This is a genomic window from Aeromicrobium sp. S22, assembly GCF_009661045.1.
Taxonomy (GTDB): domain Bacteria; phylum Actinomycetota; class Actinomycetes; order Propionibacteriales; family Nocardioidaceae; genus Aeromicrobium; species Aeromicrobium yanjiei.
Window position 1 is genome coordinate 601877 of the sequence record NZ_WJWV01000003.1, and the last position, 19700, is coordinate 621576.

Genomic DNA, 19700 nt, shown 5'->3' on the forward strand with positions numbered 1-19700 from the left:
ACGACTAGTCTGAACATCTCAACACATCGTCCGTTCACCCCATTCCTGAGGAGCCTGCGTGCCACCTGCCGACGACCTGTTGTCCGGGCTCGACCCCGAGCAGCGGGAGGTCGCACTCGCGTTGCGCGGCCCCGTCAGCGTCATCGCCGGCGCCGGCACGGGCAAGACCCGAGCGATCACGCACCGCATGGCGTACGGCGTCGCGACGGGCGTCTACAAGCCCACCGAGGTCCTGGCCGTCACGTTCACGACCAAGGCCGCCAACGAGATGCGCGTACGCCTGCGCGATCTCGGCGCCGCCGGGGTCCAGGCCCGGACGTTCCACTCCGCGGCACTGCGCCAGGCCCGGTTCTTCTGGCCGCACGTCTACGGCGGCGAGTTCCCCGAGATCACCCAGTCGAAGTTCCCGCTGGTCGCCGAGGCCATGCGCCGCCTGGGCAAGCGGGCCGACACCCCGCTGCTGCGCGACCTCTCCTCCGAGATCGAGTGGGCCAAGGTCTCCAACATCGCGCCCACCGCGTACGCCGCGGCGGCCGGCCCGGCCCGCCGCGAGGTCGCCGACCTGTCGGCCGGTGACGTCGCCAACGTGCTGGCCTCCTACGAGGAGGTCAAGCGCGAGCGCGGCCGCATCGACATGGAGGACATCCTCCTGGTCACCGCCGCGATCCTGGCCGACGACGAGCGCATCGCCGCGCGCGTGCGCCAGCAGTACCGCTGGTTCGTCGTCGACGAGTTCCAGGACGTCAACCCCCTGCAGTCGACGCTGCTCGAGCTGTGGCTGGGCGGCCGCGACGACATCTGCGTCGTCGGCGATCCGCGCCAGACCATCTACTCGTTCGCCGGGGCCTCGCCGCAGATCCTCGCCTCGTTCGGCCGCCGCCACGAGGGTGCCCAGCGCATCGAGCTGGTCCGCAACTATCGCTCGACACCGCAGATCGTCGCGGCCGCGAATGCGGTCTTCGCCCGGTCGAACGCGACCGAGGGGGTCCGGCTGGTCTCGCAGCAGGAGCCCGGCGACCCCGTGACGTACGTCGGCTTCCCCGACGAGCTCGCCGAGGCCAACGCCGTGGCGAGCGAGATCGCGCTGCTGCACCGTCGCGGCGTGCCCTACCGCGAGATGGCGATCCTCTATCGCATCAACGCCCAGTCCGAGGCGTTCGAGGAGGCGCTCGGCGAGCACGGCATCCCGTACTCGATGCGCGGCGCGACCGGCTTCTTCAACCGCCCCGAGGTGCGCCAGGCGGTGACGCTGCTGCGGGGCTCCGCGCGCGGCGGCGAGACGGCCGGACACCTGGTCGACGACGTCCGGGCCATCTTCGCCGCGATGGGCCACACCGACGAGCCACCGACCGCGGCCGGTGCGGTCCGCGACCGGTGGGAGTCGCTGCACGCGATCGTCACGATGGCCACCGACCTCGCGGAGTCGACGCCGGGCGCCGACATGACCGCGCTCGTCGCCGATCTCGACCGGCGCATCGAGCAGGCCCACGCGCCCGCGGTCGACGGCGTCACGCTGGCGACGCTGCACTCGGCCAAGGGCCTGGAGTGGGACGCGGTCTTCTGCGTCGGGATGCACGAGGGCATGATGCCGAGCATCCACGCCGACACCCCCGTGCTGGTCGAGGAGGAGCGCCGGCTGTTCTACGTCGGCGTGACCCGGGCGCGGCACGACCTGATGATCTCGTGGGCGGCGGCGCGCAAGCCCGGCGGCCGCGGCAACCGGCAGCCCACGCGCTTCCTCGACCCTCTGCTGCCGGCCGGCCACCAGGCCCGGCAGGTGTCCTCCCAGGCCCGCCAGCGCAAGGTCGCCAAGTGCCGGGTCTGCAACCAGGTGCTCGCGGTCGCCGACCGCAAGCTCGGGCGGTGCTCGACGTGCCCCGCGACGTACGACGAGGACCTCTACGAGGCGCTGCGGGCCTGGCGCAAGGAGCAGGCGACCGAGCAGGGCAAGCCGGCCTACGTGATCTTCACCGACGCGACGCTGCAGTCGATCGCCGAGGCCAAGCCGGCCGACGAGGCGGCCCTCGAACGCGTCCCGGGCATCGGTCCGGCCAAGATCGAGCAGTACGCCGCGTCAGTCCTGGAGCTCGTCGGCAAATCCCGGTAGGGACTCCTCGAGGATCTCGCGGAACGGCGCCGTCGCGCCGAGCTGGCTGAGCACGCCGATCCCGCCGAGCCAGACCCGGTGGATCAGCAGGTACTGCGGCGGCAGGTTGATCTTCATCGCCGTGCCCATGCCCTCGGCCGTGGGGGCGCTGACCCGCAGCGTCTGCTCACGGAGCCACTCGCGGCTGAAGGTGAACGCCTCGACCTGGGCCGGCTCGACGAACGGGCCGATGTAGCGGGCGATCGTGTCCGCGTCGAGATCGTTGGTCGATCGCACGAAGCCCTCGTCGCGGAGGCCCTCCAGGACGCTGTCGAAGTCGCCGTCGACCGCGTGGCGCAGCAGTCGGCCCATCGTGGGTGGCAGCCCCTCGGGGAGGCGGGCCACGGCGCCGAAGTCGACGACGCCGAGCCGGCCGTCGGGCATGATCCGGAAGTTGCCCGGGTGGGGGTCGGCGTGCAGCATGCCGGTGCGGCGGGGCCCGGCGAACAGGAACCGGACGTACGCCTCGCCGTATCCGTCGCGCTCGTCCTGCGTCCCGCTCGTGATGATCTGGGCCAGGGACGAGTCCGCCTCCAGCCACGTCGAGACGAGGGCGCGCTCGGTGTGGGCGAGCGCCCTCGGCACGATGATCTCGGGATCGTCGGTGAACTCGGCCGCGAACACGTTCTGGGCCCCGGCCTCGAGCGAGTAGTCGAGCTCCTCGGCGACGCGGTCCTGCAGCTCGCGGACGAGGGGCTTCACGTCGAGCCCGGGGGCGATGACGCCGAACATCCGGGCCAGCCGGCTGATCTGTCGCAGATCGGAGAGCAGGGCCTTCGCGGCTCCCGGGTACTGCAGCTTGACCGCGACGTCCACGGGCTCGGCGCCCGGGTCGTCCGGATCGGACCACGTCGCCCGGTGGACCTGGCCGATCGACGCCGAGGCGGCCGGGCGGTCCCCGAACGAGGGGAACTGCCCACGCCAGTCGTCGCCGAACTCCTGCGCCATGACCCGGTGCACGGTGGCAGGAGGCATCGGCGGAGCCGAGTCCTGCAGCTTGACGAGCGTCTCGCGGTACGGGCCGATGAGCTCCTCGGGAAGCGCGGCCTCGAAGATGCTCATGGCCTGGCCGAACTTCATCGCGCCGCCCTTGAGCTGTCCGAGGACGCTGAAGATCTGGTCGGCGGTGCGGCGCTGCACCTCGTCGAGGACGAGATTGGCGGGGGTGCCGACCACCCGCTTGCCGAGACCGAGCGTCGTGCGTCCGGCGAAGCCGAGCGGAAGAGAGGCGAGTCGAGCCGTACGCGCAAAGGCGCTGCCCGTCAGCGGGCGGCCCTTCGGCTGGTCCTGCTCAGGGGTCTCGGACACGTGCTCAGGATAGTCCGGCGGTCGCGATCACGCGGCCCCAAGCAGATCGCACGTGCACCGCGGATGGAAGGGGACGGGCCGCTGGGTCCGCTCGTCGTGGCGGGGACCCACGAGCAGGCAGCACCCGACGGTGAGGGGCCGTGCGCCGTCCAGGTGGTCGAGCGTCGCCGCCGCGACCTCCACCGCGGCGGCGTGCGCCGTGGTCGCGCGCAGCCCTGCAGCGGAGGCGCCGCCGGCGGCCCGACCCAGCTGGTGCAGCAGCGCGGGCCAGGCCGGATCGAAGTCGGCGCGGTGCAGGTCGTGGCAGCAGAGCCCCGGGGTGCGGCCGGGGGTGACGAGGGGGCCGATGCGTACGCGGTCCTCGTCGATGACGACCGGCAGGTGGTCGATCCCCCAGAGCGAGGCCTGCTCGAAGGCCGAGCGTGGCGGCTCGCCGCACGACACGAGCACGAGCAGCTCCGGCTCGGTGGAGTCGAGGCGGTGCAGGCCCGCCGAGGTGAGGATCGAGCGGATGGCGCCGACCACCTCGCCGCTCGCGGGATCGCCGACCACCGCCAGCTCGTGCGTCGCGCGCGGGTCGGTGGCCGACGTGTCCACGACGGCCCCCGCCGCCATCAGCCGGGACACGAGCTCGGAGACGTCGTCCTGCAGCTCCGGGACCCGCTCGCGCACCAGCGCCCCGAGCCGTTGCAGGTCCCGGGCCCCGTCGAGGAGGCGCAGGAACGCGAGCAGCCCGGGTCGGTCGGAGAGGATGACGCCCGGCGACGTGCCGACCTGCAGGTGCGTCGCGTCCCGACGCAGCAGCGGTGCGCCGGGACGGAGCGCAGGTCGAAGGGCCATGTCGTCAGCCTGCCCGCGTCGTCGTGCCGGGCCAAGCCGCCGTCCACAGCGGCGCTGTGGACGTCGGTCGACCCGTGGGGACGCGCCGCGACTCGCCGAGGGGTTTTTGGCCGCTCCGAGCGTGAAATGCCACCGTCGCACCTATGCTGACAGTGATCAGCACCACATCGGCAAGGAGGCCGCAATGTCGGAAACATGGAGTGGCGAGTTCTACTGCGTCAAGTGCAAGGAGAAGCGCGAGACGTCCGGAGAGGTCCATGTCAGTGACAAGGGCACTCGCATGGCCAAGGGCGTCTGCCCGGTCTGTGGCACCAAGCTGAACCGGATTCTCGGCAAGGCCTGAATCCACCAGTGGGGCCCCGCGCCCCGCACTTCCCCCACTCTTGCGGAGGACCCGGCATCGGCCGGGTCCTCCGCACCTGTGTGCACCCGGCGGGGGTCCACGTCAACCTCTGGGTCGAACCGTTGTCCACCGCTTGTGGACAACTCTGGGGACAAGTTGTGGGGAACGCCGAGCGAGCCTGTGGACGAAGCGGTGCACAACCTGTGCGGTGAGCGGGCGCCGGTGGCAGTGCGTGGTGCGTGAGCAGGACTTTCGGCCGTACCCGCCTGTGGACGCAGAAAAGACACCTCGCGGCGGTAGATTCACCTCATGGGCGAGGTGGAGATCCGGCGCAGCGACCGGCGCAAGCGCACGGTGCGGGCCTACCGCGAGGGCGGCAGGACCATCGTGCTGATGCCGGCGCACCTGTCCAAGGCCGCCGAGGACGAGCACGTCCGCAACCTCGTGGAGCGGCTCGACCGCCGCGAGCAGCGGGTGCGCCCCAGCGATGACGAGCTGATGGCCCGGGCGGCTGCCCTGTCGCAGTCCTGGTTCGGCGGCCGGGCGGTCCCGTCGTCGGTCCGCTGGGTCACCAACATGGACAAGCGATGGGGCTCGTGCTCGAGCTCGGACCAGAGCATCCGGCTGTCCCACCGGCTGCAGGGCATGCCGGCGTACGTCGTGGACTACGTGCTGGTGCACGAGCTGGCGCACCTGATCGAGCCCAACCACAGCCGCCAGTTCTGGGCGCTGGTCAGCGCCTACCCGGAGACGGAGAAGGCGAAGGGATTCCTCGAAGGCGTCTCGTGGCAGCAGCGGTGAGGTCGCGCACCGACTGATCGGTTCCGTCGGGCAGGTCGTCCACGTCGAACCAGGCCAGATCGTCGGACTCGTCGCTGATCGCGATCAGCTCGTCCGTGGCGATGCCCACGAACTGCACGTCCAGGTGGTGCGACGGGCGGATCGGTCCGCACGAGGGGACCTCGTGGCGTGACAGCAGCACGGGCTCGGGGTCCACGCTGATCGTGTGCAGGCCGCTCTCCTCGAGCCCCTCGCGCCGGGCGGCCTCGACGAGCGTGGCGTCGCCGGGCTCGCAGTGACCGCCGGTCTGCAGCCACCGCTTGATGATCCGGTGCAGCGTCAGCAGCACGCGCGACCGGTCGGGCGAGACGATGACCAGGCTCGCGGTGAGGTGATCGGGGTGGCAGCTGCGACTCATCGCGTCGGGATGTGCGTCGAGGTGCGCGAGGTAGAGCAGCCGGAGCCGCTCCTGCTCGTCGTCGGGGGCCGTCCACCGCGCGAGGACGTCGTACGCGTCCCCGTGCAGCGTCACTCGGGACGGTCCTCGTCGCCGGTGTGGTCGCCTCCGTCGAGCAGCTCGCCGAGGGCGGCGTCGAAGTCGTCGTCGCCCTGCGTGCGGCCCTCGCCCTGGGCGAAGCCGAGCGGATCGTCGAGATCGGCAGCGACGGGCATGAGGTCGGGGTGGCTCCAGACCGCGTCGCGCGCGTCAGCGCCCTGGCGGTCGCGCAGCGCGGCCCACAGCGTCGTGGCCTCGCGCAGCTTGCGGGGACGCAGCTCGAGGCCGACCAGGGCGGCGAACGTCTGCTCGGCGGGGCCACCCGTGGCCCGGCGGCGACGCATCGCCTCGGACAACGGGGCGGCGGCCGGCATGCGGTCCTTGGTCGCCTCGGTCACGACCTCGTCGACCCAGCCCTCGATGAACGCGAGCAGCGTCTCCAGCCGATCGAGCGCACGCTGCTGCTCGGCCGTCCTCTGGGGCTCGAACAGGCCACCTGCGAGCGCCTCCTGGATGTCCTCGGGCCGCGAGGGGTCGAGGCTCCGCATCTGCTCCTCGATCGCCGAGATGTCGATGCGGGTGCCCCGGCCGTACTCCTCGATCGCGCCGACGAGCGCCGAGCGCAGCCAGGGGGAGTGCTGGAAGAGGCGGTGGTGCGCGCACTCGCGCAGCGTGACGTAGAGCAGGACGTCGGCGGCCGAGTGCTCGAGACCCTCGCCGAACGCCTTGACGTTCTCGGGGATCACGGCGGCGACCCGCTCGGGGCCGAGCGGCAGCCCGATGTCGGTCGACGACACGACCTCGCCCGCCAGGCCACCGAGGGCCTGGCCGACCTGCTGGCCGAACATCGCCCCGCCGGCCTGCGTCAGCATGCCGAGCAGGGGACCGGCCATGGCCTTGGCCTCCTCGGGCAGGGCCTGGCTCATGGCCGTGACCACGTGCTGGGCGATCGGCTCGACGAGCTGCTGCCAGGTGCCGGCGGTGGACTCGATCCACTCCGCGCGGCTCCATGCCGTGGCGGTCGTCGCGCCGGCGGGGATCGAGGTCGCCGTGTCGAGCCACAGCTCGGCGAGCCGGGCGGCGTCGTCCACGGCACCCTGCTGGGAGCTGGTCGGGCTCGGATCGGGACCCGCGGCGGCCACGGTGTGGCGGGCTACGTCCTTGGCGAGATCGAAGTTGACGCTGCCCTCGTGCGGGGCGAACATCTTCTGCATCTGGCCCATGATCTGGTTCATGTCGATCGGGCCGCCGGAGAACGCGCCGAAGATCTGCTCCATCGGCGTGCCCTTGAAGGGGTTCTCGGGCTCGTTCTTCTCGTCATCGGCCATGTGACAACACTACCGACTTGCTCCCCGCACCCCAGCGTTCCGTGTTCGCCCTACGATGAATCGACATGACAGCCGTACGCCTCATCGACATCCGTGAGACCCCGCTGAGCCTCGACGAGGTCTACGCCGCGGTGTCTGACCCCACCGCGGGAGGCACGTGCCTGTTCGTCGGGACCGTGCGCGACCACGACGGGGGACAGGGCGTCAGCGCCCTCGGCTACTCCTCGCACCCGACCGCCGTGGCGCGTCTGCAGGAGGTGGCCGAGCGCATCGCCGCCGAGTGCGACGTCGTGGCCCTGGCGGGCGTCCACCGCGTCGGCGACCTGACGATCGGTGACCTCGCGGTGGTGGTCGCGGCCTCCGCGGCGCATCGCGCGCAGGCGTTCGAGGCGTGTCGCCGGCTCATCGACGAGCTCAAGGCGGACGTGCCGGTGTGGAAGCACCAGACGTTCACGTCGGGCGACTCCGAGTGGGTGCACCACGCCTAGCGTGGGCATCTCGACGGGGATTCGCTCCGGGTTGTCCTGACTCACTACTCTTGACGTGTGCCCGAGCCCTCCTCGCTGAGCCGTCGTTACACGACATTGGTCGTGGCGGCGGTTTCGTTGATCGTGCTGACGAGCGTGGCGTTGCTGGTCCCGGTGCCGTACGTGACGATGAGTCCCGGCCCGGCGTTCGACACGCTCGGGTCCCCTCGCATCGCCGGAGGCAAGCCGCTGCTGACGTTCGGCGACGACGTCAAGACGTACCCGACCACCGGATCGCTCGACTTCACGACGGTGTCGGTGACGCGGCCGGACTCGCAGGTGTCCATCGTCGATGCGATCAGGTCGTACGCCGACAAGGACGTCGCGGTCGTGCCGAAGTCGCTGGTCTATCCCGACGATGAGTCCGAGAAGGAGTCGAGCGCGCAGTCGGCCGCCCAGCTCGCGAGCTCCAAGGACGCCTCGAAGGTCGCCGCCCTGCGCGCTGCGGGCTACGACGTCCCCGGTCGCCCGGTCATCGCCGCCGTGGTCAAGGGCGGCGCGGCGGCCGGCAAGCTCGAGTCGGGCGACATCGTGACGAGTGTCGACGGCACCGAGGTCACGTCGTCGGATGCCGTCGTCAAGGCGGTCGGCTCGGTCGAGCCCGGCGACACGGTCGAGGTCGGCATCGAGCGCAAGGGCACCCCGCGGACGGTCTCGATCGTCACCCGCGCAGACCCCCAGGACCCGGACGTGCCGCGGCTCGGCATCTCGATCGGCACCAAGTTCAGCTTCCCGATCACGGTCGACAACAACGTGGGCCGCGAGATCGGCGGACCCAGCGCAGGCTCGATGTTCGCCCTCGCGATCTACGACAAGCTGACCCCCGGCCAGCTGACCGGCGGCAAGACGATCGCGGGAACCGGCGAGATCTCCGCGGACGGCGTGGTCGGCGCGATCGGCGGGGTGCGGCAGAAGATGGCCGGCGCGGCAGAGGCCAAGGCGACGATCTTCCTCGTGCCGGCGGCCAACTGCGCCGAGGCCGCGGACGGCGACGACCACGGCCTCAAGCTGGTCAAGATCACGAAGCTCGACGACGCCATCTCCTCGCTCGAGGCGCTGGCCAAGGACCCCAAGGCGAAGGTTCCCTCATGCAGCTGATGCCCGACTCCCCGCTCCGCCAGGCCGCCCTCGAGGTCGAGTCGCACGTGGGCGCCGAGGGATGGGACCAGCCCCCGCGCCTGTTCGCGCTGGTGCCCACGGCAGATCTCGTCGCGGCCGAGCCCGGCCTCGCCGACCAGCTCGGTGGCGACCCCGACGGCATCACGCCGATCGAGCAGGAGCTGCCCGAGGGACGTGAGCTCGAGGACCTGCTGACCGAGATCGAGTGGCCCGACGCCGTGATGGGCTGCGCCGCCGTGATCGAACGCATCATGCTGCCTCCGGAGGCCGAGGAGTCGCTGCCCGAGGACCCCGACGCGATCGTCGAGGCGGCCATCAACCACCCCGACCGCCGCGAGGTGCGCCTCGTCGCCGCGGTGACGCGCGACGGCCGGTCCCACAGTGCGGTCCGCGCCAGGGACCCCGCAGACGCGGAGCTGCTGGAGGGCCCTGACCTGGTCCCCGGCCTGATCGAGCACCTCCGCACCACCCTGACCTAGAGTCTTGACACCCCTTCACCCAGGAGACCTGTGAGCGACATCTTCGGAACACCCCGTCCGCGCCAGCCCCAACCCCCGTCGGGGTCCGGGCGACGCCAGCGGGTGCTCGTCCCGACCCTTGTGACCCTGGCCGTGCTGCTCCTGCTCGGCTCGATCTTCATCAGCGTGTGGACCGACCGGCTGTGGTTCAAGTCCGTCGGCTACAGCGAGGTCTTCCGCAGCGTCCTGGTGTCCCGTGTCGGACTGTTCGTCGCGATGGGGCTGATCTTCGGCCTGTTCGTGATCGGCAACCTCTACCTCGCGTACCGGACGCGTCCCGACACGGTGCCGCTGCGCCGTGACGACCCGTCCTACCGCTACCGCCTCGCGCTGACCCCGATCCTCAAGCCGATCGGCATCGTGCTGTTCCTCGTGCTCGGCGCATTCGCCGGCTCGGTCGGCGCGAGCCACTGGGACACGTACAAGATGTGGCGCCACGGCTCGTCGTTCGGCGTCAAGGACCCCCAGTTCAACAAGGACGTCGGCTTCTACGTCTTCGACTACCCGTGGTGGCGCTTCCTGACGTCGTTCTCGTTCGCGATGATCGTCATCACGGTCCTGGCGGTGCTGTTCCTCAACTACGTCTACGGCGGCATCCGCATCGCCGGCCGCGGCCCCAAGCTGACCCGCGCGGCGCAGGTGCACCTGTCGGTCCTGGTGGGTCTGGGTGTCCTGACCCGGGCCGTCTCGTACTACCTCGACCGCTTCGGCCTGGCGATCGGCAACTCCAAGCTGTTCGACGGCATCGGCTACACCGACGCGAACGCCCGCATCCCGGGCAAGAACATCCTGATCGGTGTCGCGATCGTCTGTGCGATCTTGTTCTTCGCGGTCATCTTCATCCGCTCGTGGACCCTCCCGGCGATCGGCCTGGGTCTGCTCGCGCTGACGTCGATCCTCATCGGCGCGATCTGGCCGGCGGTCATGCAGGGCTTCCAGGTCAAGCCGTCCGAGCCCGACAAGGAAGGCCCCTACATCGCCCGCAACATCGAGGCGACGAGGGAGGCGTACGACGTCGCGGACACCGAGGTCGAGTCCTACTCGGCCAAGACCGACCTGACGGACAGCGAGCTCGCCGCCTCCGCGGAGTCGCGCGTCAGCACGCGTCTGCTCGACCCGACCCTGATCTCGGACGCGTTCGAGCAGCTGCAGCAGGTGCGCGGCTACTACTCGGTCCCGAGCACGCTCGACGTCGACCGCTACAAGCTCGAGGGCGAGAAGGTGCCGCAGGACACGATCATCGCGGCGCGTGAGCTCAACCTCGACGGCCTGCAGGACACGCAGCGCAACTGGGCGAACGACCACACGGTCTACACGCACGGCTACGGCATCATCGCCGCCCGCGGCAACCAGCGCGGCCCCAACGGCGAGCCGGTCTTCACCGCGAAGGACATCCCGCAGATCGGCGAGATCAAGACCACGACCCCGCCGCGGATCTACTTCGGCGAGCAGTCCCCGTCGTACTCGATCGTGGGTCGCCCGAAGGGTGCCGCCGCGATCGAGGTCGACATCCCGCGCGGTGGCGCGACCGGTGAGGACGGCAAGGTCAACGCGACCCAGAACACGTACGACGGCAAGGGCGGCGTGCCGATCGGCGGCCTGTTCAACAAGGCGCTCTACGCGTTCAAGTTCGCCGAGCCGAACATCATCTTGTCCAACCGGGTCAACTCCGAGTCCAAGATCCTGTACGACCGCGAGCCGCGCGACCGGGTCAAGAAGGTCGCGCCCTGGCTGACGGTCGACGGCGACTCCTACCCGGCGGTCGTGGACGGTCGTGTGGTGTGGATCGTCGACGGCTACACGACGAGCAACTCCTACCCGTACTCCGAGCACCGCTCGCTGCGGGAGGCCACCGCCGACACGCTGACCGACGGCCGCGCGCAGAAGGCGCTGCCGACCGACCAGGTCAACTACATGCGCAACTCGGTCAAGGCCGTCGTCGACGCGTACGACGGCACGGTCAAGCTCTACCAGTGGGACACCAAGGACCCGGTGCTCAAGACGTGGATGAAGGTCTTCCCCGACGTCGTGGAGAGCAAGGCCAAGATCAGCGACGCGCTCCTGGAGCACCTGCGCTACCCGGTCGACCTGTTCAAGGTGCAGCGCGACGTGCTGCAGCGCTACCACGTGACCGACGCGCAGACGTTCTACGAGGACGGCGAGCGGTGGAAGGTGCCCGAGGACCCGACGGCCCCGAGCAACTCCAGCGCCCTGCAGCCGCCGTACTACCTGTCGACCGCGCGGCCGGGTGAGGACACGCCGAAGTTCAGCGTCACCAGCGTCTACCTGCCCAACCGGCGACAGAACCTGGCGGCGTTCGTCTCGGTCAACTCCGAGGCGACGGACACCGAGAACTACGGCAAGATGCAGATCCTGCAGCTGCCGAGCGAGACCCAGATCTCGGGTCCCAGCCAGATCGCGAACGACTTCCAGACCGACAAGGGCGTCTCGCAGGCCTTGCTGCAGTATCAGCAGTCCAAGACCGCGTCGATCCTGTACGGCAACCTGCTGACCCTCCCGGTCGGTGACGGGCTGCTGTACGTCCAGCCGGTCTACATCAAGCGCAGCGCGGTCGAGGGCTCGTACCCGGTCCTGCAGTTCGTGATCGCTTCGTTCGGCAAGGACGTCGGCTTCGGACAGACCCTGGACGAGGCCCTCCGGGTCGCGCTGGGTCTTGAGGAGGGGACGAACCCCGACGACGCCGCGGAGAGGCCGACGACGCAGCGACCGGAGTCCTCCGGCAACCAGACGGCCTCACAGCTGCTGGACGACGCGTCCCGGTTCTACGACCAGGCGCAGGATGCTCTGAAGGACGGCGACCTCGCGCTCTACCAGCGTCGGATGAACCAGGTCGGCGACGCGGTCGAGAAGGCCCAGCGGGCCGTGGAGCAGGCCGAGAAGAAGGAGTAGCAGGGGGCGGGCGCCCGTCAGAGCAGGTAGTGGAACAACGGACTGCCGGGCGCCACCCGCTCCACCCCGAGGGGGCTGTCCTCGAGTCGCTCGAGGAGGCCCGCGAGGTCGTCCGCGCTCGCCAGCTCCACGCCGATGAGCGCGGGCCCGGTCTCCCTGTTGTTGCGCTTGACGTAGTCGAACAGCGTGATGTCGTCGTCGGGGCCGAGGATGTCGTCGAGGAACCGGCGCAGCGCGCCCGGCTCCTGCGGGAAGCTCACCAGGAAGTAGTGCTTGAGGCCCTGGTGGATGAGGGACCGCTCGAGCACCTCGCCGTACCGGCTGATGTCGTTGTTGCCGCCTGAGACGACGCACACGACGGTGGAGCCGGGCGTGACGTGGATGCTGTCGAGGGCGGCGGTCGCGAGGGCTCCTGCCGGCTCGGCGATGATGCCGTCGGACTGGTAGAGCCGCAGCATCTCGGTGCAGATGTGGCCCTCCTCGACCGCCACGAGCTCGGCGCCCGCGTCGCGTACGAGGGGGAAGGTGTGCTCGCCGGCCGTACCGACCGCCGCACCGTCCACGAACGGGTCGACCTCCGCCAGGGGAGTGGGTGCGCCGGCCGCGAGGGCAGCGCCCATCGATGCGGCGCCGGCCGGCTCGACGCCGATGATGCGAGTGCTGGGGTGCCGTTCGTGCAGCCAGGTCGCCATGCCGGCGATCAGCCCGCCTCCGCCCACTGGGACGACCAGCAGATCGGGCGCCTGACCCAGCTGCTCGACGATCTCGGGGGCCACGGTGCCCTGACCGCTGATCGTCCGCGGGTCGTCGAACGCCGGCACGAGCACCGCGCCGGTGTCCGCGGCATCCTGCTGAGCGGCGCGGAACGCGTCCTCGTAGGAGTCGCCGACCACGATGACCTCGACGTCGGTGCCACCCAGGGTCACGATGCGCTCACGCTTCTGCCGCGGGGTCGTGCCGGGCACGAAGATGCGTCCGCGGGTGCCGAGCCGTCGGCAGGCGAGAGCGACCCCCTGCGCGTGATTGCCGGCGCTCGCGCACACGACGCCGTGGGCCCGCGCGTCGGCGTCGAGCTGCACGATGAGGTTGTACGCGCCACGGATCTTGTACGACCGCACGGGCTGCAGGTCCTCACGCTTGAGCCAGACCTGTGCGCCGGTCGCCTCGGACAGGCGTGCGTTGAGCTCCAGCGGCGTACGGCTGGCCACGTCAGCAACGCGAGTCGCCGCCTCGTCGACGGTCGCTGCGGTCACTCGGGCGTTCGAGATCGGGGAAGTCGTCACGTCGGTCAACCGTAGTCGCGGGCACTTCGGCCCGGCATCCCGGTGCCGCTTGCTGGACGGGCGTCGAGTGCGATGACCCGATTTGGTGCGGCGGGGGTGGACCTGTAAAGTGGAGCATGCGACGCGGGGTGGAGCAGCTCGGTAGCTCGCTGGGCTCATAACCCAGAGGTCACAGGTTCAAATCCTGTCCCCGCTACAAAAATCGAAGGCCCTCGCAGGTAACTGTGAGGGCCTTCGTCATGTGCGCAAGCATTCCCGTGCGGCGAGGTCCTCGAATCCGAACCCAACGTGCGGCCCAGGCGCATCTTCGCCCTACAACTCTCATCGAAATACGGTGTCGGCCGATCGTCACGTGAGCCGATTCTCAAAGTGCGCGGTGAGCGCGTTCAGCGTCTGACTGACGAGCTGTCCTTCCCAGACAGCTCGATAGGCGGTCAGTCGCTGCCCGGCATCTGACTTGCCTTGGCCGGTTGTTGGAGGAGGGATGTCGTCGGCTGACCTCCACCGGTAGTGGTTCCAATGTGTCGGAAAGGTCATTGGCCAGACTGCACCGGCGTGCTCGGTCGTGGTGACAACTAAACCGTGTGTCATTCGGTTGCGGGCGTATTGCATGCCGGCGAGGAGCTGTTCATCCTCGGTCTGGGAGGCGCGCGGCAGTTGCTCGTCGAGAGCAGAAGCCCAGAACAGCGCCTCGCCAACTGTGGCGAACCGGATGGTGTCTTCGTCCTCGGCGTATGTCTGGGCGAGCCCGGTCGCGTTCTCCCAGCGAGCCGCAGCGAGGCGCAGCGCAGCTAGGCAGGTGATGGTCTCAGGACGTGGTGACGTCATGTCGGCACTCTAGGTGCGAGGCTCGGGTCCGGTGTTCATGGAATTTGCTCAAGGCCCCTAGCGGGAGAATTTGGCCAGGCTCATGTTTCCTGCGACTACGAGTTGGTCGACCAAGTGTTGCCATGCGTCTTCGAGGCCGGCCGCTTCTGCCTCTGGACGGATCCCGATGACCCAATCGGCTACGCCGTTTGTGTACGCGACGAGTGGGTCGTGCGGGTTCTTACAGATCTTCGCGAGCCATGGGATGCCGAACTCGGCTGCTTTGCGGACCGGGAGTTCGCCGAGGTAGGAGAGTAGGTGGATAACGCACCAGCTGCGGCCTTGTGCCCATTCGAGCCACGATGGAAGGTGGTAGATGACGTCTTCGGCGGCAATCCAACTCTTTGGTCGGTGGCCGAGTTCAAGATGGAGAGCTCCGGACGCCCCGTCGCTGGAGGGCAGAATGTAGGAAATTGCCACGCTTGTGGAGAAGTCGTGGTTGGCCCTGTATGTGTCGGAGACTTTGGGTAGTTCGTCGAGTAGGTGCGCCATGAGTGTTGGCCAGATGGCGCGAGTTGCGGCTGCTAGTTCGTCGGTCTCGCAGCCGACCCCTCCTAGATCGGACAGGAAGCCGCCGAGTAAATCGGGGAGACCGACGAACGGGGTGACGTAGGCGAGGAGCTTCCCGGGTTCGGTCCCGCCGTTGCTGGTATGCAGTAATGCACGAGCGGCACATTGGAGCTGCGGGTCCGTGTGGTCGATCCTGAAGCCGTCTTCTTTGCTTTGTTCCAGGATGGCGAGTTGTTGCGCGGTGAGAAGCGCGTCGAGCAGGTTGCGCGCTTGTGCTGAGACACACGCGGTCGAAGCAGCGGCTCGGCCTGCGCCCCGGATGGTTGCACTCAGACGGAAGGTGTCGAGGCGGTCAGGTGCGATCTCGCGAAGTCGTTCGTATAGAGCCCCTTCAATTCGTGGGCGGGTGGTGTTGCCGTATCCGTCATCACTCCATACGACTTCCGCGTGGCGTCCTGTGTTGATGACCTGGTCGAAGAGCTCGATGTGGATGCAGGTCCCGTGGGTGCACGTGCGTTCCCAGATGGAGTCGGCGGCGCGGACGAATGCGAGGCAGCTGGCAACGCTGGCGCGATCCGAGACGAGGTCCGCCGCTTCGAGAACCTGGTCCCGGGTGACACCCGCCTCGGCGAGGGCGTCGGCGAGCTCGGGGAGAAGCAGTTTGGGGAGGGCTGAGGCGGCGGCCTTCTGGGAGCCGAGGTCCAAGTCGATTTCGCGGTCGCGGTGAAGATGCTCGCCTGCCAGTCTGGCGCAGATTGCGAGAACGAGGTCGACCGCGAATTTCGCGTGGCCAGCAAGCGCGTCGCCAAACCCGTCGGCGGTGGCTTCGATTGCGGCCGACGCGACGCCTGCGGCGGGGACGATTGGGTCGGCCGCTGTCCAGTCGTCGCTGGAACTTTCGTAGATGGCTTGGATGGCGGTGAGGTCATCGGATATTCGGGCCGGAGTGGGTGGCTGCCAGTCGTCTGGCTGCGTGCTGAGGTCGAAGATGACGTAGCGGTTCTGGATTTCGTAGATAGTGCTGTTCCGAGCGGCGGAAGCGGCCATTTGTTCTTGATCGTGCGCAAGAGCGGCGGGTGGGTCGTACTCGATCTGATGTCCGCCGGTGACTTGGGTGACTGTCATTCGGTTGGAGTCAAGCGCGGATGACCACGCTATTGCGGGGTCACTGACCGCCAGAACTTCGGCTTTGGTGGTGAGTTTCTCGCCGATGGCACGTAGTTGCTCTTTGCGTTCATCGGTTCCGTTGAGAACGAGGATGGTTGCGGCATCGCGGAGCGACATCTTGCGACGGTCGGCGCCAACAATTTCGCGGTCGTCTAGTCCTCGGAGTCCTACGTACTCGGACACAGATCGATTCATGTCGCAGATCCAAGTGAGCGGCTCTGCTAGGTATAGGTCAAGGTCCGTAGTGTCTGGCTCGAAGTGGCGCAGGATGCTGCCGGCGATGACCCCGGGAATCGCGAGATTCTGGCAGTCCTTGAGGAGCAGTCCATAGAGCTTTGCACTGTCTCCCTTGTATCTGTGCCAGAGGTCGATTGCGAGCTCGATGGCCCCGAGTGCGCTTTCGCATGGCCTGGGGGCGTTGCTTCGGCCGCGGTACCAGGCCCAGACTTCGCTATCTCCGACGTAGGTCCGATCTTCACCGGTGAGGTTCATGGTGTGTAGGTGGGCGGGGTCGGGCTGGGTTGGTTGGCCGCCTGATGCGCCTGTTCGCGCGCCAGCCCGGTAGCCGGCGGCGTGGTTGAGTATGCGGTTGATGGTTGGTGCCCAAATATCGACTGGTGAGTGGTTGATGAGCATCCAGAAGGGGCCGTCGTATCGACTACCGATGATGTCGAGTCTGCCGTGGTGGGCCTGGTGGTCGCGGATCCCGTTGTGGTAACGGCCGTATCCGTGGTCGTCTTCGCGAGTGTCGATGTAGTGGGCTTCGACGAGCTCAGCGAGGAGGGCCGGGTCGTATTGTGCGAGCCCGCGTGCGCAGACTGGGTCGTCGACAGCTGGGCTGAGGTGGCTAGGTCTGTCTGATGCGATGGCTCGTAACACTGCCGCGACGGCGGGGCTGCCGTCCTTTCCGATGAGTGCGAGAAGGGCGACAAAATTCTCTCGGGTGATTTCGTATGGAAGGCGGCCGCGGTCGAAGAACCGTTGGTCTACTCGGCTCCGCATCGGTTTGGGAGCAGGTGGTGGTGGGGTCGGGTCGAAGTGAGTTTCCCAGTGGGCGATGAGTTTGTCGCGTATTGCGAGTCGGACCCTGTTGCCGGCTTCGGGTTTGGTGAGAGCGACGGCGAGAAGCCATTCACGGAGCATCACGAAGGACTCATCAGGCATGTCCCACGGCTCGTTGTAGCAGTCGACGAGACGGGCGGCGACGGGTTCGGCCTTTGTCGCGTCGGCGAGACCTAGTTGGTTTGACGTGTGCGAGCGGGCCACACGCACGAGGTCATCGAGGTCGGGAAGTCCGTCGGTTCCGGGTCCAGCTTGCAGGGTCTTCAGGATGATGTCTGCGGCTGGAACTTCAAGGGCTGCCTCGAGTGGGACGTCCTTCCAGCGTGGCGTGTACTGCTCGCCGAGGGCCTTGAACTCGCTGAGCATGGCGGTGAATGCGGTAGCGGGGTCTGTTGCTGCGCAGAGTTGTCCTTGCGCCGCGAGTTTGGCGGCTGAGAGCGCCCACCTGGGTGCGTTAGCTTCGTTGAGTGTCTTGGTAATTGGGTTGCTTGGCAGCAGGCGGAAGGCGGTGCTAAAACGTCGGATTTCGTCGTGAGCGAACTGGGGTTCGAGTTGCATGGGGTCGCTTGGGGCGATGAGAAGGTCCTGGCGGAGCCTGTCTACGGAGTCCGGGTCCGTCGTCGCGAATGCGCGGTGCTCTGCGGGGAGGTCGAGGTTCTGTTCGGCAATGGCGAGCATGGTTCGCATACGGCTCTCAGGGGAGCCGAATGCGGGGCCGGCTCCGTCTCTGCGGATGAGGTCGTTCCAAACCAGTTGGACGCAGGACCAGTCGTCGAGTGGTTTGCTGACGGTGGTTCCGGTGCGCGCGAGGAGGTCGATGGTGGTGAGTCGGCGGTAAAGGGAGACTGGTGGGACGTTGGCGATGACGCCAGCGATCGCTGGAATCTGCTCTGCGATCTCGGTGAGTTCTTCATCGGTCAGCGCGGGGATAGCCACGCGCTTGGGCTGGGGATGGGTTGCGACAATGCGTGCGGCGACGTCGTCAGCTGCTGTCTCTGACGATACAAGGACGAGGCCTGTCTTGGTTCGCTGAGCGGCGGCGGCCAGCTCGGTCAGGAGAGGGCCGCGGCCCTCTTGCGCAGCTTCGGCGCCGTCGATTACGAGGACACGAGCTTCCAAGGAAAGATCGTTAAGGAACGTCTCGACGGTTTGTCCCAGCTCGGTGGACAGGGCTGAAAGTGTCTCTGGGAGGCGTCGGAGGTTGAGAACGATGGCGTCCAGGACGTCAGTCATGGTGATGAAGGCCTCGGCCACCTCGAGGGTCACGGAGCTCTTGCCGGTTCCCGATTCGCCGGTGATGAGTGCTGCTGTGCCGTTGTGGCCTGCTTCAAGGATGGCTCGGGCGGCCGCTGCTAGAACGGTAGGGCGGGGAAGTCGTATCGGGTCGCCGCTCGACCTATAGATCTCGGAGCGGACGATGTCCTTGCTGGCCTGTTGGCGTTCGTTTAGACGGGCCCATGCTGCCTTGTCGCGTGTGCCTGCCTGGTCGATGAGGTCATGTGCGCGGCGTCGAACGAGGGTCTTGTCGACTACGGTCCCCTGGATGTCGAAACGGGTGCCGCAGTCGGAATGGAGGCGGTCCCGAAGTTTGGCACCGGAGGTGCCGTCGCGCGAGATCGGGTTGAGCTGGGTGGCGACTTGGGTCCAGTCGGTCTCGTCTCCGGGTTCCACTCGGAAGACGAGTACCCAGAGTCGGTTGAAGAGGAGCCAGAGCGCGTCGCGAAGTTCGGTCTCGGTCGCGTCCGGGCGGACCCTCTGGACGATTCCTTTGAAGTGCCCGTAGCGGTTCTTCAGTGCGGAGTGCCGTCCGTCGGTGTGGACTTGGTCGTGGAATACGGCCTCATTCGCGTTGTCGCGGGCGAGCGAAGTGAGGCTCTGAACTTCGCGATACTGCGGGGACAGGTCTGCGACGCCAATTGCAACGTAGGCGCGTTCATCTCTTCCGAACTTCTCGGCGTCAGCGAGGAGGTGACTCAGGAGGACGATGGTCTTCTCGTGGCTCTTTACAAAGTTAGGCCGGCGTCTGCCTGCCAGGTGGAGTCGTAGTTCGGCGGCGTCGTTGCCAGCGCGGACTATGACGTCATCGACTTCGTATTTCGGGCTGGTCTGGAACTCGAGACCGGTGATGGGGAGTTCGTCGGTTTCGGGGCGGCCTCCGCCGAGGAGCATGTTGGCGAGATAGATGGTTGCGATGCGGTGACCAAGGACGGAACCGCCGCCTCCGCCTGCATAGGGTGCGACGACGGTGTCGGCCTTGGCCGTTGCATTCTTGGAGGACGTCCTGGCGGCCGTCTTTCTCATCGCCGGATTGAGACGGGTTGGACTGGCTGGATCTTGTGCCGACTCGGTCTGCTCGTCTGCGCGGTCTGTCACCTATCTGTTATAGCGTGCGGTGCCGGCAGGAACTCAGACGTCCTGAAATGTTCGGGGCACTCCCTCCGAGGAAATCATCGTATTGTCACGCACATTCGGGGCGGCCTTTGCGAAGCGTGAATA

At 67.9% G+C, this 19700-nt stretch carries 14 protein-coding genes and 1 tRNA gene; 8 read left to right on the forward strand and 7 right to left on the reverse strand.

What is annotated here, in order from left to right:
* Positions 1-58: 58 nt before the first annotated feature.
* Entirely contained in the window at positions 59-2107 is a 2049-nt protein-coding gene (locus GEV27_RS15885; protein WP_153651828.1) for an ATP-dependent DNA helicase UvrD2, read from the forward strand.
* Here the strand turns inward: GEV27_RS15885 and GEV27_RS15890 are convergent.
* Positions 2075-3454, reverse strand: a complete 1380-nt coding sequence (locus GEV27_RS15890) for an AarF/ABC1/UbiB kinase family protein (protein ID WP_309222312.1) — start codon at positions 3452-3454, stop codon at positions 2075-2077. The genes GEV27_RS15885 and GEV27_RS15890 overlap by 33 nt on opposite strands.
* Before the next feature lie 27 nt (positions 3455-3481).
* Positions 3482-4294: a hypothetical protein gene (locus tag GEV27_RS15895; RefSeq protein WP_153935004.1), complete on the reverse strand. Its 813-nt coding sequence runs from the start codon at positions 4292-4294 to the stop codon at positions 3482-3484.
* Positions 4295-4478: 184 nt separating this feature from the next.
* On the opposite strand from GEV27_RS15895, the gene GEV27_RS17610 reads away from it, so the two are divergent.
* Positions 4479-4637: a DUF5679 domain-containing protein gene (locus GEV27_RS17610; RefSeq protein ID WP_168217181.1), complete on the forward strand. Its 159-nt coding sequence runs from the start codon at positions 4479-4481 to the stop codon at positions 4635-4637.
* 309 nt (positions 4638-4946) lie between these two features.
* On the forward strand, positions 4947-5438 hold the full coding sequence (locus GEV27_RS15900) for a M48 family metallopeptidase (protein WP_153909358.1): 492 nt from the start codon (positions 4947-4949) through the stop codon (positions 5436-5438).
* Here the strand turns inward: GEV27_RS15900 and GEV27_RS15905 are convergent.
* Positions 5371-5949, reverse strand: coding sequence for an NUDIX domain-containing protein (locus GEV27_RS15905; protein ID WP_309222313.1), 579 nt, complete (start codon positions 5947-5949; stop codon positions 5371-5373). The two genes, GEV27_RS15900 and GEV27_RS15905, sit on opposite strands and share 68 nt — an antisense overlap.
* Positions 5946-7241, reverse strand: a complete 1296-nt coding sequence (locus GEV27_RS15910; RefSeq protein WP_153651831.1) for a zinc-dependent metalloprotease — start codon at positions 7239-7241, stop codon at positions 5946-5948. The genes GEV27_RS15905 and GEV27_RS15910 overlap by 4 nt, the downstream gene beginning before the upstream one ends.
* Positions 7242-7306: 65 nt before the next feature.
* On the opposite strand from GEV27_RS15910, the gene GEV27_RS15915 reads away from it, so the two are divergent.
* From GEV27_RS15915 to GEV27_RS15930, 4 genes are read left to right on the forward strand one after another with little or no spacing between them, the layout of a single operon-like run.
* Positions 7307-7729 (forward strand): molybdenum cofactor biosynthesis protein MoaE, encoded by a 423-nt coding sequence (locus tag GEV27_RS15915; RefSeq protein WP_153651832.1) that lies wholly within the window; start codon positions 7307-7309, stop codon positions 7727-7729.
* A 57-nt stretch (positions 7730-7786) separates the two neighbouring features.
* Positions 7787-8866, forward strand: coding sequence for a PDZ domain-containing protein (locus tag GEV27_RS15920; RefSeq protein WP_309222314.1), 1080 nt, complete (start codon positions 7787-7789; stop codon positions 8864-8866).
* On the forward strand, positions 8857-9366 hold the full coding sequence (locus GEV27_RS15925; protein WP_208430683.1) for a PPA1309 family protein: 510 nt from the start codon (positions 8857-8859) through the stop codon (positions 9364-9366). Before GEV27_RS15920 ends, GEV27_RS15925 begins: the two co-directional genes overlap by 10 nt.
* 30 nt (positions 9367-9396) lie before the next feature.
* The gene (locus tag GEV27_RS15930; protein ID WP_153651833.1) at positions 9397-12315 is read left to right on the forward strand and encodes a UPF0182 family protein; all 2919 of its coding nucleotides are present in this window, start codon (positions 9397-9399) and stop codon (positions 12313-12315) included.
* 17 nt (positions 12316-12332) lie between these two features.
* Here the strand turns inward: GEV27_RS15930 and ilvA are convergent, their stop codons facing one another.
* Entirely contained in the window at positions 12333-13598 is a 1266-nt protein-coding gene (gene ilvA / locus GEV27_RS15935) for a threonine ammonia-lyase IlvA (protein WP_309222315.1), read from the reverse strand.
* Between the two features lie 122 nt (positions 13599-13720).
* On the opposite strand from ilvA, the gene GEV27_RS15940 reads away from it, so the two are divergent.
* Positions 13721-13794: transfer RNA gene (locus GEV27_RS15940), tRNA-Met, on the forward strand.
* Between the two features lie 152 nt (positions 13795-13946).
* Here the strand turns inward: GEV27_RS15940 and GEV27_RS15945 are convergent.
* Positions 13947-14426: a hypothetical protein gene (locus GEV27_RS15945; RefSeq protein WP_153935005.1), complete on the reverse strand. Its 480-nt coding sequence runs from the start codon at positions 14424-14426 to the stop codon at positions 13947-13949.
* A gap of 57 nt (positions 14427-14483) precedes the next feature.
* Complete coding sequence (locus GEV27_RS15950; RefSeq protein ID WP_153935006.1) at positions 14484-19505, reverse strand: hypothetical protein; 5022 nt, start codon at positions 19503-19505, stop codon at positions 14484-14486.
* Between the last annotated feature and the right edge of the window lie 195 nt (positions 19506-19700).